Here is a 14,626-nt window from a genome sequence, read left to right on the forward strand (position 1 = left end):
TCTTAGTTGCGTTCCAGGTCGATATCGATACCCAGGGAACGGATCTCTTTCACCAGCACGTTGAACGATTCCGGCATGCCGGCATCGATCACGTGATCGCCCTTGACGAGGTTTTCGTACACTTTGGTACGGCCGTTCACGTCGTCGGACTTCACGGTCAGCATTTCTTGCAGCACGTAGGACGCGCCGTACGCTTCCAGTGCCCACACCTCCATCTCACCGAAGCGCTGGCCACCGAACTGGGCTTTACCGCCCAGAGGCTGCTGCGTCACCAGGGAGTAAGGACCGGTGGAACGGGCGTGCATCTTGTCGTCGACCAGGTGGTGCAGCTTCAGCATGTGCATCACGCCCACGGTGACTTTGCGCTCGAACGCTTCGCCGGTGCGGCCGTCGTACATGGTGACCTGGTTCTTGGACGGGGTCATGCCCAGGTGCTTGGCGATGTCGTCCGGATACGCCAGGTCCAGCATGCGGCGGATTTCCGATTCGTGCGCGCCGTCGAACACCGGAGTCGCGAACGGCACACCCTTCTTCAGGTTGAATGCCAGCTTCATGATCTCGTCGTCGGACAGGGAAGCGATGTCTTCCTTGGCGCCGGACTCGTTGTACACGGTGGTCAGGTACTTGCGCATCTCTTCGACCTTGATCTGCGCTTGCAGCATTTCGCCGATACGGATGCCCAGGCCCTTGGCGGCCCAACCCAGGTGGGTTTCCAGGATCTGGCCCACGTTCATACGGGACGGAACGCCCAGTGGGTTCAGCACCACGTCTGCCGGGGTACCGTCAGCCATGTATGGCATGTCTTCCACCGGAACGATACGGGACACAACACCCTTGTTACCGTGGCGGCCTGCCATCTTGTCGCCGGACTGCAGGCGGCGCTTGACGGCCAGGTAGACCTTGACCATCTTCTGCACGCCAGGCTGCAGTTCGTCGCCCTGGGTCAGCTTCTTGCGCTTCTCTTCGAAGGCCAGGTCGAACTGGTGGCGCTTCTCGGCGATGGATTCCTTGATGGCTTCCAGGGCCTTGGCCATGTCTTCGTCGGCAGGACGGATATCGAACCAGTGGAACTTGTCCAGGTCGTCCAGGTAGTCCTTGGTGATCTTGGCGCCTTTGGCCAGCTTCTTCGGGCCGCCATTCACAACTTGGCCGATCATCATCTTTTCCAGACGCTGGAAGGCGTCGCCTTCCACGATACGCATCTGGTCGTTCAGGTCCAGGCGGTAGCGCTTCAGTTCATCGTCGATGATCTGCTGGGCGCGCTTGTCGCGTGGGATGCCTTCGCGGGTGAACACTTGCACGTCGATGACGGTACCAACCATGCCGGATGGAACGCGCAGCGAGGTGTCTTTCACGTCGGAGGCTTTTTCGCCGAAGATCGCGCGCAGCAGCTTCTCTTCCGGAGTCAGCTGGGTTTCGCCTTTCGGGGTCACCTTACCGACCAGCACGTCGCCGGCTTGCACTTCAGCGCCGATGTACACGATGCCGGATTCGTCCAGGCGAGCCAGCTGGTTCTCGGCCAGGTTCGAAATATCGCGGGTGATTTCTTCCGCGCCCAGCTTGGTGTCACGGGCAACCACGGACAGTTCTTCGATGTGGATCGAGGTGTAACGGTCGTCTTTGACGACGTTTTCCGAGATCAGGATCGAGTCTTCGAAGTTCAGGCCGTTCCATGGCATGAAGGCCACGGTCATGTTCTGGCCCAGTGCCAGTTCGCCCAGGTCGGTCGATGCGCCGTCGGCGATCACGTCGCCTTTGGCCACACGGTCGCCCACTTTGACGATAGGACGCTGGTTGATGTTGGTGTTCTGGTTGGAACGGGTGTACTTGATCAGGTTGTAGATGTCCACACCGACTTCGCCAGCCTGTGCTTCTTCATCGTTCACGCGGATCACGACGCGGCCCGCGTCGATGTAGTCCACCACGCCGCCGCGCAGTGCCTGCACGGTGGTGCCGGAGTCGACTGCCACGGTACGTTCGATACCGGTACCGACCAGCGCTTTTTCAGGACGCAGGCAAGGCACGGCCTGGCGCTGCATGTTGGCGCCCATCAGTGCACGGTTCGCGTCATCGTGCTCCAGGAATGGAATCAGCGATGCTGCAACGGAAACGATCTGGCCTGGAGCAACGTCCATGTACTGCACGCGCTCCGGGGAGACCAGGATGGTTTCGCCGGCTTCACGGGACGACACCAGTTCGTCGACCAGCTGGCCTGCATCGTTCACTTTGGCGTTTGCCTGGGCGATGATGTAGCGGCCTTCTTCGATCGCGGACAGGTAATCGATCTTGTCGGTGACCTTGCTGTTTTCAACTTTACGGTACGGGGTTTCCAGGAAGCCGTACTCGTTCAGGCGGGCATACAGTGCCAGCGAGTTGATCAGACCAATGTTCGGGCCTTCAGGCGTTTCGATCGGGCACACGCGGCCGTAGTGGGTCGGGTGCACGTCGCGCACCTCGAAGCCTGCGCGTTCGCGGGTCAGACCGCCAGGGCCCAGGGCCGATACACGGCGCTTGTGGGTGATTTCCGACAGCGGGTTGGTCTGGTCCATGAACTGCGACAGCTGGGACGAACCGAAGAACTCACGGATAGCAGCCGAGATCGGCTTGGAGTTGATCAGGTCGTGCGGCATCAGGTTGTCGGCTTCGGCCTGGCCCAGGCGTTCCTTGACGGCGCGCTCAACGCGCACCAGGCCGGCGCGGAACTGGTTCTCGGCCAGTTCGCCCACGCAACGTACGCGGCGGTTACCCAGGTGGTCGATATCGTCGACTTCGCCGCGGCCATTGCGCAGCTCAACCAGGATCTTGATCACGGCCAGCACGTCGTCGTTCGACAGGGTCATGGCGCCGGTCAGTTCGTCACGGCCGATACGGCGGTTGAACTTCATGCGGCCCACGGCGGACAGGTCGTAGCGGTCGGCGCTGTAGAACAGGCCGTTGAACAGGGCTTCCACCGACTCTTCGGTTGGCGGTTCGCCAGGACGCATCATGCGGTAGATCGCGATACGGGCAGCGGTCTGGTCGGCGGTGTCGTCGATACGCAGGGTCTGCGAGATGTAGCCGCCCTGGTCCAGGTCGTTGGTGTACAGGGTCTGGATGGCGGAGATGTTGGCTTCGCGCAGCTTGCCCAGGGTATCTTCGGTCAGCTCGTCGTTGGCCAGTGCCACCACTTCGCCGGTTTCCGGATCGACGATGTTCTTCGCCAGTACGCGGCCCAGCAGGTAGTCTTCCGGCACGGAGATGTGCTGGATGCCTGCGGCTTCGATTTCGCGCACGTGCTTGGCGTTGATACGCTTGTCCTTGGTGACGATGGTCTTGCCCGACTTCGGATCGACGATGTCGAAGCGCGCGACTTCACCGCGCAGGCGTTCGGACACGAACTCCATCTCCGCGCCTTCCGAACGCAGGTTGAAGTTGTCGAAGACGAAGAAGTTCGCCAGGATCTGTTCCGGGGTCATGCCGATCGCCTTCAGCAGGATCGATACCGGCATCTTGCGGCGGCGGTCGACGCGGAAGTACAGGATGTCTTTCGGGTCGAACTCGAAGTCCAGCCAGGAACCGCGGTAAGGGATGATACGTGCCGAGAACAGCAGCTTGCCGGACGAGTGGGTCTTGCCGCGGTCGTGCTCGAAGAACACGCCTGGCGAACGGTGCAGCTGGGACACGATGACACGCTCGGTGCCGTTGATCACGAACGAGCCGGTGGTCGTCATCAGGGGCAGTTCGCCCATGTAGACTTCCTGCTCCTTCATTTCCTTCACGACCGGCTTGGTTGGCGATTCCTTGTCCAGGATCACCAGGCGCACTTTGGCGCGCAGCGGGGAAGCGAAGGTCAGGCCGCGCAGTTGGCATTCCTTGACGTCGAACGCCGGGTCACCCAGGACGTAGGACAGGAATTCCAGACGGGCGAAGCCGTTGTGGGAAACGATTGGGAAGATCGACGTGAAAGCCGATTGCAGGCCTTCGTTCTTGCGGTTTGCAACTGGAGTGTGCTCTTGCAAGAAGTTCTCGTAAGACTCGAGCTGGGTAGCCAGCAGGAACGGAACGTTGTGGACGTTGGCGCGTTTCGCAAAGGACTTGCGAATGCGTTTCTTCTCAGTAAATGAGTAGTGCATGGACACTCCGTGTGAGACAGGAAAAGGTAGAGAATTCAGCGTTGCGGGCGCGCTTCGCAAAGCTCAATTCACTATAAAACAACAACTTCTACTTCAGAGACGACAAAGGAGCCAAGGGCGGACCCACCCTTTCGGATGAGATCCGCCGCATTGGCTTCCTAAACTAAGGCAGTTACCCGCCTTGGTTCAATTACTTCAGGTCAGCTTTCGCGCCGGCTTCTTCCAGCTTCTTCTTAGCTGCTTCAGCGTCGGCCTTAGCCATTGCTTCTTTCACGGTCTTCGGTGCGCCGTCAACCAGGTCTTTGGCTTCTTTCAGGCCCAGACCGGTGATTTCGCGAACAGCCTTAATCACGCCAACTTTGTTAGCGCCGACTTCGGACAGAACCAGGTTGAATTCGGTTTGCTCTTCAGCAGCAGCTGCGCCGCCGGTTGCGCCACCAGCTGCTGGAGCAGCCATTGCAGCAGCGGACACGCCGAATTTTTCTTCGAATGCCTTGACCAGTTCGTTCAGGTCCATTACGGACATTTCGGACACTGCGTTCAGGATGTCGTCTTTGGAAATTGCCATTTGAAACTCCTAATTTGTTTGTAGTACTACAGAATTGGTATTGACTAAGAAACCAGGCCAGCGATTAAGCGGCTTCGGTTTCTTTTTTGGCTGCCAGAGCAGCCAGGCCACGTGCAAAGCCCGACACCGGAGCCAGCATAACGCCCAACAGCTGCGAGATGAGGACTTCACGGCTAGGAATGCTCGCCAGTGCGGTAACGCCAGCTACGTCGAGCTGCTTACCTGCATAGTTACCAGCCTTCAGGACCAGTTTGTCGTTGGTTTTGGCGAAGTCGGCGAGGACTTTCGCTGCAGCAACAGCATCATCCGAGATCGAGTAGATCAGCGGACCGGTCATGGAATCGGCCAGAGCGGCGAACTGCGTGCCTTCTACTGCACGACGTGCCAGGGTGTTCTTCAGAACACGGATGTACACGCCTTGCGCACGCGCATTAGCACGGAGTTTAGTCAAGTGACCAACCTGGATGCCACGGTACTCGGCCACAGCGATAGTTTGCGCAGTTGCTACTTTTGCGGAAACTTCGGCAACGACGGCCTTTTTGTCATTCAGATTGAGACCCACGGTCTTCTCCTTAAATAATGCTCGGCTTGCGCCTCGCATCGGTTCGAACAACGGCGTCCGAGGTTTAGGAGTCTAAAGGGACTACATAAACTTGTTCGGGTACACCATCTGCGTTGGGAGCTTTCACTATTAACCAGTTGCCTGCCTGATGCATCCGGCCCAACGGTCTTTGAAGGCCTGCCGGCGGCTTTCACCGCCGACAATCCCAAAGATCCGCCCCACCTTCCGGTGAGGACTTAATTCTTAATCAGCCGTTCAGGCCAGCGTGGTCTACGCGTACGCCGGCGCCCATGGTGGACGACAGGGATACTTTACGCAGGTACACGCCTTTGGACGAAGCTGGCTTAGCCTTGTTCAGGGCGTCGATCAGAGCAACCAGGTTGGTCTTCAGATCAGCGTCGGTGAACGACTTGCGGCCGATGGTGGCGTGGATGATACCAGCCTTGTCGGTACGGTACTGAACCTGGCCGGCTTTCGCGTTTTTCACAGCGGTAGCGACGTCAGGGGTAACGGTGCCAACTTTCGGGTTAGGCATCAGGCCACGTGGGCCCAGGATCTGGCCCAGGGTACCAACGATACGCATGGTGTCTGGGGAAGCGATCACGATGTCGAAAGGCATGTCGCCGGCTTTGACGCGCTCAGCCAGGTCTTCCATACCAACAACGTCAGCGCCGGCAGCTTTAGCTTGCTCAGCCTTGTCGCCGGTTGCGAACACAGCAACGCGAACAGTTTTACCGGTGCCAGCTGGCAGAACCACGGAACCGCGAACAACCTGGTCGGACTTCTTAGGATCCACGCCCAGTTGTACGGACACGTCGATCGATTCGTTGAACTTGGCGGTCGCCAGTTCTTTGATCAGAGCAACAGCGTTGTCGAAAGCGTACACTTTGGTACGGTCAACTTTAGCCTTGATGGCTTGAGCGCGCTTGGACAGTTTTGCCATGATTAGATGCCCTCTACGGTGATGCCCATGGAACGTGCGGAACCAGCGATGGTGCGAACAGCAGCATCCAGGTCGGCAGCGGTCAGGTCCGGGGTCTTCAGTTTAGCGATTTCTTCAGCTTGCGCGCGGGTCAGCTTGCCTACCTTGTCGGTATGTGGCTTAGCCGAACCTTTTTGCACGCCGGAGTGCTTCTTGATCAGGAAGGTCGCTGGAGGGGTCTTCATCACGAAGGTGAAGGACTTGTCGGCGAACGCAGTGATCACGACTGGGATTGGCATGCCTGGTTCCATACCTTGGGTCTGCGCGTTGAACGCTTTGCAGAATTCCATGATGTTCAGACCGCGCTGGCCCAGTGCTGGACCGATTGGAGGGGATGGGTTTGCCTTACCAGCTGGAACTTGCAGCTTGATAAAGCCAATGATTTTCTTTGCCATTTGGGCACTTCCTATCGTTGGATTGAGTAGTAGCGCCCCGCACGCGGCGGGGCTCCTCTTGTTTGACTGATTAGACGCTCAGCCCGGCGTTAAATCTTCTCGACTTGACCGAATTCGAGTTCGACTGGAGTCGCGCGGCCGAAGATGGTGACGGAAACACGCACCTTGGATTTTTCGTAGTTGACTTCTTCCACGTTGCCGTTGAAGTCGGTGAACGGACCATCCTTGATGCGGACTTGCTCGCCCACTTCGTACAGCACTTTTGGACGTGGCTTTTCCACGCCTTCCTGCATTTGCGTCATGATCTTTTCGATCTCGCGCGCAGGAATCGGAGTCGGCTTGTTCGACTTGCCGCCAATGAAGCCGGTCACCTTGCTGGTGTTTTTCACCAGGTGCCAGGTTTCGTCGGTCATTTCCATTTCAACCAGGACGTAGCCCGGGAAGAAGCGGCGCTCGGTAACGGACTTCTGGCCGTTACGAACTTCAACGACTTCTTCGGTCGGCACCAGGATCTGGCCGAACTGGTCTTGCATGCCGGCGCGCTCGACACGCTCCATCAGGGCGCGCTGCACGCTTTTCTCCATACCGGAGTATGCATGCACGACATACCAGCGCTTGTTGCTGACTGGCGTCGACACAGGCTGCTCAGGCTGGCCTGGCTCGTCTTGTACAATTTCGCTCATTATTTCTTCCAACCCAGGATGAGGTCGTACAACACAAATTCGAGGATCTTATCCGTGCCCCACAGGAAGATCGCCATTACCACCACAAAGGCGAACACGATCAGAGTGATCTGACGGGCTTCTTTGTGGGTAGGCCACACAACCTTCTTGGTCTCGCGAACGGATTCCTTCGCAAAATTCAGGAAATCACGGCCAGTAGCAGAGGTGTACGCGATGCCAGCGGAAATGAGCAAACCAACCACAAGCGCGGCTGCCCGCACAGGGGTTGGTTTACCGGTCAGGACGAAGAATCCGACCACGCCTGCAATCAACGCCACAACTGCCAACACGACTTTGAGCTTATCGCCCGTCGTGCTAACGGTTTGCACGGATTGATTAGACATTTACTTTTTTTACTTTCGGTGCCCTGCACCAGATTCGGTGGCAGGGGCGGAGGGCATCGAACCCCCAACCTTCGGTTTTGGAGACCGACGCTCTGCCAATTGAGCTACGCCCCTACGTAAAACTTAACAGTGAATCCGTAATTCTAGCACCCCTCACTGAGGAGCGCTAGTCTTGGCTGGATTCTTTCGACTTATTAGTCGATGATCTTGGCAACCACGCCGGCGCCGACGGTACGGCCGCCTTCACGGATTGCGAAACGCAGGCCTTCTTCCATAGCGATCGGGGAGATCAGCTTCACGGTGATGGAGACGTTATCGCCTGGCATAACCATTTCCTTGTCCGCTGGCAGCTCGATGGAGCCGGTCACGTCGGTGGTACGGAAGTAGAACTGTGGACGGTAGTTGTTGAAGAACGGGGTGTGACGGCCGCCTTCATCTTTCGACAGAACGTAGATCTCGCCGGTGAAGTGAGCGTGCGGCTTGATCGAGCCTGGCTTCGCCAGAACCTGACCACGCTGAACGTCTTCACGCTTGGTGCCGCGCAGCAGCAGGCCAACGTTGTCGCCGGCTTGACCTTGGTCCAGCAGCTTGCGGAACATTTCCACGCCGGTGCAGGTGGTCTTGACGGTGTCAACGATACCAACGATTTCGATTTCTTCGCCGACCTTGATCACGCCGCGCTCAACACGACCAGTCACCACGGTACCGCGGCCGGAGATCGAGAACACGTCTTCCACTGGCATCAGGAAGGTGCCGTCAACAGCGCGCTCTGGGGTTGGGATGTAGGAATCCAGGGCGTCGGCCAGGCGCATGATGCACTCTTCGCCCATTTCGCCTGGCTGGCCTTCCAGCGCCATACGTGCCGAACCCTTGATGATTGGCAGGTCGTCGCCTGGGAATTCGTACTTGGACAGCAGCTCGCGCACTTCCATTTCGACCAGTTCTAGCAGTTCTGCGTCGTCAACCAGGTCGCACTTGTTCAGGAACACGATGATGTATGGAACGCCAACCTGACGTGCCAGCAGGATGTGCTCGCGGGTCTGTGGCATTGGGCCGTCAGCTGCGGAGCAAACCAGGATCGCGCCGTCCATCTGCGCAGCACCGGTAATCATGTTCTTGATGTAGTCGGCGTGGCCTGGGCAGTCAACGTGAGCGTAGTGACGGGTGGCGGTCTCGTACTCGACGTGGGCGGTGTTGATGGTAATGCCGCGTGCTTTTTCTTCTGGAGCAGCGTCGATCTGGTCGTAAGCTTTCGCTTCGCCGCCGAATTTCTTCGACAGAACGGTTGCGATTGCAGCGGTCAGGGTGGTCTTACCATGGTCAACGTGACCGATGGTGCCAACGTTCACGTGCGGCTTAGTCCGCTCGAACTTTTCTTTTGCCATTTTAGACTCCTAACAAATGTTGAGTTGCTGGGCACGCGCCCGACTATCAGATAGATACTGCAGAATTCTGGTGCCCTTGACGTGGATTGAACACGTGGCCTCTCCCTTACCAAGGGAGTGCTCTACCACTGAGCTACAAGGGCTTATTTTTACTACTGTGCTGCATGGAGCGGGTGAAGGGAATCGAACCCTCGTCTTAAGCTTGGAAGGCTTCAGCTCTACCATTGAGCTACACCCGCGAGGTTCCGACTACATTCGACTGCTGACTTCACTTAGCTACCTGCAAGCTTTGGTGGAGGGGACTGGATTCGAACCAGTGTACTCATAAGAGGGCAGATTTACAGTCTGCTGCCTTTAACCACTCGGCCACCCCTCCGCGAAGGAACCGCAGAGTATGAAGCATGTTTCTTACACTGTCAATACCGTTATTTGCTTATTTCGCAAACGCTGCATGACGTGCGCTTCGGGGCGAGATTGTAATGGCTACCCCTGCAAATTTGCAAGTGTTGTTTTTGCGTTGCACATTTTGCTTTAGAATCGGTCAACTTATCCCGTGCACCGGAGCGCTTATTCTGTGAAGAATCCCTCCCCCAGCTGGCCACGCACCCTGGCCGCCAACCTGCTGTTACTGGCGGTATATTCGGTCGTGGGCCGCTTTTGCCTCCACCTTTCGCTGGCGCCAGGCTATGCCAGCCCGCTCTTCCTGCCGGCCGGGATTGCTTTGGCAGCCGTGGTCACGTTCGGGCCGCGCCTGCTACCCGGCGTTGCCGTCGGCGCACTGCTCATCAATTTCCTGCCCTTGCCGGGCGCTCCCAACCCGCTCAGCCTGCCGCCCCTGCCGCAAGGGCTGGCTGCCCTGGCCGCAGCCTTTGGCTCGGCGCTGCAAGCCTGGCTGGGCATGCTGTACTTCCGCCGCGCCATCCGGCCGGAAATCGGCTCCGGCCGCGATGTGCTGCGCTTCCTGCTGCTGGCAGTGTGCGTCACCCTGGTCAGCTGCACGCTATCGAATGGCGTGGCGGTCGCGGTCGGCGCCATCTCGCCGGCAGGCTGGCTGACGAGCTGGCTGACCTGGTGGATTGGCGACGCCATCGGTGTACTGCTGGCGGCGCCGCTGTGCTGGGTCGTGTTCGGCCAGCCGCGCGCCTTGTGGCAAAGGCGCCGCCTGCTGGTAGGCTTGCCGCAGCTGCTGCTGGTGACGCTGTGCGTGCTGCTGTACGTGCTGGTGGCGCGCTGGGAGACCCGGCAGCACCTGGAAGGCTTCCGCCTCAAGGCCCAGCAGGTGGGCGACTTGCTGCAAGCCCGCTTCAGCGAACACGAACGTTATGTCTTCGCCATGGCGCGCGCCATCAACCGCTATGGCCGTGTGATGTCGGCGCGCGGCTTCGAGAATATCGCCCACGGCTACCTCGACCAGCGGTCCGAGCTGCTGTCGATGGCCTGGCTGCGTCCAGTGTCCGAAGCCGAGCGTCCCGCCTTCGAAGCCTGGGCCCGTGAGCAGATCGGCCCGGACTTCCACATCATCGCCCCGTCCACCGGGCCGGGCCATAGTCACAGCCATGATCCTCGCAGCCATACCGCCGTCCCGGCCGGCGAGCATATGGTGACGCTGTTCATCGAACCCGCAGCGCGCCGCCACTACCTGGGCCTGGACTGGCTGGCCGAACCGGTGCGCGCGCATGCCGTGCGCGAAGCACTGCGCACGGGCAAGCCTGTGGTCAGCGCACCGGTCATGCTGTCGCAGCCTGGCGAAGGCAGCGGCGTGGTGCTGCTGCAGGCCGTCGATCCCGGCGATGGCCAGCCGGCTGCCGGCATGCTGATGCTGGCGATGCAGATCGATTCCTATGTGAAGGGCGGCCTGGCTTCGGCCGAATTCCCGCATATGCAGGCGCGCCTGGTGGACCGCAGCCAGCCTGGGCCGACCACGCTGGTTGACCAGTTGTCACGCGCGCCGAATGGCGACGACTACTGGCGCAAGCTCAGCTTTGGGGGACGCGAATACGAACTGGTGCTGGAACCCTCAGCAGCCTATATGGTGCACCAGCACGGCTGGCAAAGCTGGCTGGTGCTGAGCGCCGGCCTGATGCTGACCGGCCTGCTCGGTGCGCTGATGCTGCTGACCAGCGGCGAACGTGCCCAGATCCAGTTGCAGGTGAAGGAATCCACCACGCGCTTGCGCGAACGCGAAGCACGCCTGCAAGCGATCCTGGACAAGGCAGCCGACGCCATCCTGACCATTGGCGCCGACGGCCTGCTGGTATCGGCCAACGCCGCCGCCGGCCGCCTGTTCGGCTATGCGCCCGAAGCGCTGGCCGGCATGCTGCTGGCGAGCCTGCTGCCGGAAGCGGAAAGCGACAGCGCCGCCCGCCTGCTGCGCAATATCGCCGCGGGCGCCAGTCACGAGCACGAATCGAGCGGGCGCCGCCATGACGGCAGCATCTTCCCCATCGCCGCCTCGGTCAGCGAGGTGGAGCTACCCGATGGCAATGTGTTCGTCGCCATCCTGCACGACCTGACAGAGCAGCAGCGCGCCCAGGAACGCATCTACAAACTGGCGCACCACGACCCGCTGACCGGACTGGACAACCGCCTCTCGCTGAACCTGCGCCTGGACCAGTTGCTGGCGCAAACCCGCCGCTCGCACGGCACGGCGGCCGTGATGTTCCTCGACCTCGACCACTTCAAGAAAATTAACGACACCCATGGCCACGCAACCGGCGACCAGCTGCTGGTGGCGGTGGCGGACCGCCTGCGTGAATTGCTGCGCGAAGTCGACACCATCGCCCGCCTCGGTGGCGACGAGTTCATCGTGGTCACGGCAGGCACGGTGACGCCGGCCGATGCCGGGCAGATCGCGCAGCGCATCGTGGCCGCGCTGGCCGAGCCCTTCCAGCTGGCCGGCAAGACCATCCACACCGGCACCAGCGTCGGCGTGGCGATGTTCCCGCCTGACGGGCACGACAGCGCCACCCTGCTGCGCCACGCCGACACGGCGATGTATGCGGCCAAGAGCCAGGGACGCGGCAATTTCCAGTTCTTCGAGGCGGCCATGAATGCGGCGACCCACGAGCGGCTGCTGATGGAAAACCGTTTGTGGCAGGCGCTGGAACGCAAGGAATTCGAGCTCTACCTTCAGCCGCAGGTGGAGCTGGCCAGCCGCCGCGTGATTGGCGCGGAAGTGCTGCTGCGCTGGCACCATCCCGAACTGGGCATGGTGGGGCCGGACCGCTTTATCCCGATTGCGGAAGAATCGGGGCTGATCTTGCCGCTGGGCGAATGGGTGCTGCAGCAGACGGTGGATTTGCTCAGCCGCTGGAAGGGTTCGCTGAGGCTGGCGGTCAACCTGTCGGCGCGGCAGTGCAGTGGGGTTTCCTTGCTGCCCTTGCTGGACCGGTTGCTGCGCGAGAGCGGGATCGATCCTGCACTGCTGGAGCTGGAGATTACGGAGTCGGCCGCAATGCAGGACCCGGAACGCAGCCGGGATTTGCTGCGCGAGCTGCGCGCACGCGGGATCAAGGTGGCAATCGATGACTTTGGGACGGGGTATTCCTCGCTCAGCTATCTCAAGTTGTTTGAAATTGACCGGATCAAGATTGACCGGGGGTTTGTGAAGGATATCGAGAGCGATCCGAATGATGCGGTGATAGTGTCGGCGACCATCGGGCTGGCGCATTCGCTCGGGCTGGGGGTGGTGGCCGAGGGCGTGGAGACGGAGGCGCAGGTGGCGTTCTTGCGCGGGAAGTTCTGCAATGAGGCGCAGGGGTATCTGTTTGCGCGGCCGATGCCGGTGGGGGAGTTTGAGGCGCTGGCTGGCAGCTTGCCTGTGCCGGCTTAAACCCGGTGAACCTGGGTCTGATCATCTGCCGGGGAAATGGTTCCAGGTCTTTGACTTATTGCGACGATCAAAAGCCGGAAACCAACCACGCGGCTGCGGAACCGTTGGGGGTCTGACCCTTGGGCCTGACCCAGGTTTGCCGGGTTTAGGGTGACAGCGCCGCCAACACCTGCGCCTTCAGCGCCCGGATCAGGGAAGTCTCATCCGGCGGCACCCCTTCCGGCGCCGGCTGCGAACGGTCCGCATAAAACAAGCCCAGCTGCACCCCGTTCACCACCAGCGGCAGCACGATGAAACTGCGCGCATCCGGCAGCAAATCCCTATGCCACTGCGGCAGCAGATCCTGGATCTTGTTGGTGCTCGCATCGGCGATCATCAAATCGGCATCGTTATCCAGCGCCAGGTGGAACAGGTCCTTCCCCTGCAAGGGAAACACAAAGCCTTCCTGCCGCGCCGCCAGCTTATCCCCCAGCGCAATGCGCGCGCGGAACTGCGCCGCCTTCACATCCTTCAGGCACACCGTGGCGAAACGGAACCCCATGCTGCGGTACAAAGTCTCCAGCACCGCCTGCACCAGCTCATTGACCTTGGCCTTGCCCTCGACCCGCATTTCCGTCAGCTCCTGCACGCCCGCCAGCAAACGCTCGCGCGCGTCGTACGGCTTGCCGCTCGGATAAGCGCCCTCCTTCGCCCCGGAATCCAGGCTGGCCAGCGCCAGCACGCTCGGCAGCGTCCCTGCAGCATCGGCCCCGGCAGCCGCCGGCGCCGCCTCCGCTTCCGCGTACGGATCGCCCGGCTCGCCATACTTGCCGCCGACGCCGCCATCCAGCTGCATACTGTTGAGCAAGGCATCCATGCCGCTGCGCGCGCGCGTCAGCACGGTGGTGATCTGCTCCTTTTCCAATCCCAGCGAATTGCCGTAGCGCTGGTGCAAGGCGCGCACGTCCTCTGGCTTCACGCCCCCCACACGGGTCAGCGCCCTCGCCGCCTCGATGCTGAAGGTGACGACCTGGCGGATCCATTCCGCGCGGTCGGCCGGCGGACGCAAGGTGCTGCCATAAATCGGCTGCAGCGAACGGATGATCACCTCGGGAATCTTCCATTCGCGCAGTACCGTGGCAGTCAAGGTGTCGTAGCTGCTGCCCAGGATCATCTGCGATGCCTGGCCGTGCGAATGTTCGCCCGCCTCGATCAGGGCATTGATTTCACGGAATCGCTCATGCTCGCGCGAGGCGATCATGAGCGGGCCCAGGTTCTTGAACAGCGCGCCGATGGAAGCTTCTTCCGCCTTCTGGTATGGGCTGTAGCGCGCCAGTTCGCGCCCCACCAGGCTGGCGCACAGCGCCGCCTCCAGCTCCACCCGCACGCTCTTCGCGTGCTTGCTGTTGGACATGGTGTCGACCAGCATCATGGCCAGCGCCGTGGTTTTCACATTATCGAAACCAAGCAGCGAAATTGCGTGGGAAATAGTGGTTACCGGCGCGCCGGACGCCTGCCGGTATTGCGGGGTATTCGCCAGGCGCAGGATTTTCTGTGTGAGCGCAACGTCCGACAGCACGTGGTAAGCCAGGCTTTGCGTGCCCTGGTCGTCGGAATCGGCCATCTGCACCACGCGCGCCATCGAAACGCCGAGCGCGAACAAGCCCTCATCGTCGCTGCACAATTTTTTCAGCAGGTAGGCGCGGACCGGGCGCTCTTCAGGGGTGTGGCTAGTGTTCATGACC

The 14,626-nt window shown here is 60.4% G+C and carries 10 protein-coding genes and 4 tRNA genes; 1 reads left to right on the forward strand and 13 read right to left on the reverse strand.

Going from position 1 to position 14,626, the window contains the following annotated elements:
- Window positions 1-2: 2 nt before the first annotated feature.
- The 12 genes from rpoB to GM658_RS04000 all read right to left on the reverse strand — a co-directional run bounded on the left by rpoB (window position 3) and on the right by GM658_RS04000 (window position 9,446).
- On the reverse strand, window positions 3-4,112 hold the full coding sequence (gene rpoB, locus GM658_RS03945) for a DNA-directed RNA polymerase subunit beta (protein WP_155452696.1): 4,110 nt from the start codon (window positions 4,110-4,112) through the stop codon (window positions 3-5).
- Window positions 4,113-4,302: 190 nt separating this feature from the next.
- Complete coding sequence (rplL, locus tag GM658_RS03950) at window positions 4,303-4,680, reverse strand: 50S ribosomal protein L7/L12 (RefSeq protein ID WP_155452697.1); 378 nt, start codon at window positions 4,678-4,680, stop codon at window positions 4,303-4,305.
- A 64-nt stretch (window positions 4,681-4,744) separates the two neighbouring features.
- On the reverse strand, window positions 4,745-5,242 hold the full coding sequence (gene rplJ, locus GM658_RS03955; RefSeq protein WP_028103002.1) for a 50S ribosomal protein L10: 498 nt from the start codon (window positions 5,240-5,242) through the stop codon (window positions 4,745-4,747).
- A gap of 247 nt (window positions 5,243-5,489) precedes the next feature.
- Window positions 5,490-6,185: a 50S ribosomal protein L1 gene (rplA, locus tag GM658_RS03960; protein ID WP_090436077.1), complete on the reverse strand. Its 696-nt coding sequence runs from the start codon at window positions 6,183-6,185 to the stop codon at window positions 5,490-5,492.
- Between the two features lie 2 nt (window positions 6,186-6,187).
- Entirely contained in the window at window positions 6,188-6,619 is a 432-nt protein-coding gene (rplK, locus tag GM658_RS03965) for a 50S ribosomal protein L11 (protein ID WP_028103004.1), read from the reverse strand.
- Window positions 6,620-6,708: 89 nt separating this feature from the next.
- Window positions 6,709-7,302, reverse strand: a complete 594-nt coding sequence (nusG, locus tag GM658_RS03970; protein ID WP_155452698.1) for a transcription termination/antitermination protein NusG — start codon at window positions 7,300-7,302, stop codon at window positions 6,709-6,711.
- Window positions 7,302-7,685: a preprotein translocase subunit SecE gene (secE, locus tag GM658_RS03975; protein WP_155452699.1), complete on the reverse strand. Its 384-nt coding sequence runs from the start codon at window positions 7,683-7,685 to the stop codon at window positions 7,302-7,304. Before secE ends, nusG begins: the two co-directional genes overlap by 1 nt.
- A gap of 38 nt (window positions 7,686-7,723) precedes the next feature.
- Window positions 7,724-7,799 (reverse strand) — tRNA-Trp (locus GM658_RS03980).
- Between the two features lie 80 nt (window positions 7,800-7,879).
- Complete coding sequence (gene tuf / locus GM658_RS03985) at window positions 7,880-9,070, reverse strand: elongation factor Tu (RefSeq protein ID WP_155452638.1); 1,191 nt, start codon at window positions 9,068-9,070, stop codon at window positions 7,880-7,882.
- 68 nt (window positions 9,071-9,138) lie between these two features.
- Window positions 9,139-9,213: transfer RNA gene (locus GM658_RS03990), tRNA-Thr, on the reverse strand.
- 22 nt (window positions 9,214-9,235) lie between these two features.
- A tRNA-Gly gene (locus GM658_RS03995) sits at window positions 9,236-9,309 on the reverse strand.
- A 51-nt stretch (window positions 9,310-9,360) separates the two neighbouring features.
- Window positions 9,361-9,446: transfer RNA gene (locus GM658_RS04000), tRNA-Tyr, on the reverse strand.
- Between the two features lie 198 nt (window positions 9,447-9,644).
- Here GM658_RS04000 and GM658_RS04005 point away from each other — a divergent pair.
- Complete coding sequence (locus GM658_RS04005; protein WP_170298654.1) at window positions 9,645-12,902, forward strand: EAL domain-containing protein; 3,258 nt, start codon at window positions 9,645-9,647, stop codon at window positions 12,900-12,902.
- A 145-nt stretch (window positions 12,903-13,047) separates the two neighbouring features.
- Here GM658_RS04005 and GM658_RS04010 read toward each other — a convergent pair whose 3' ends face one another.
- Window positions 13,048-14,622 (reverse strand): HDOD domain-containing protein, encoded by a 1,575-nt coding sequence (locus tag GM658_RS04010; RefSeq protein WP_155452700.1) that lies wholly within the window; start codon window positions 14,620-14,622, stop codon window positions 13,048-13,050.
- Between the last annotated feature and the right edge of the window lie 4 nt (window positions 14,623-14,626).

This window comes from Massilia eburnea, from assembly GCF_009720745.1.
Taxonomy (GTDB): Bacteria; Pseudomonadota; Gammaproteobacteria; order Burkholderiales; family Burkholderiaceae_D; genus Rugamonas; species Rugamonas eburnea.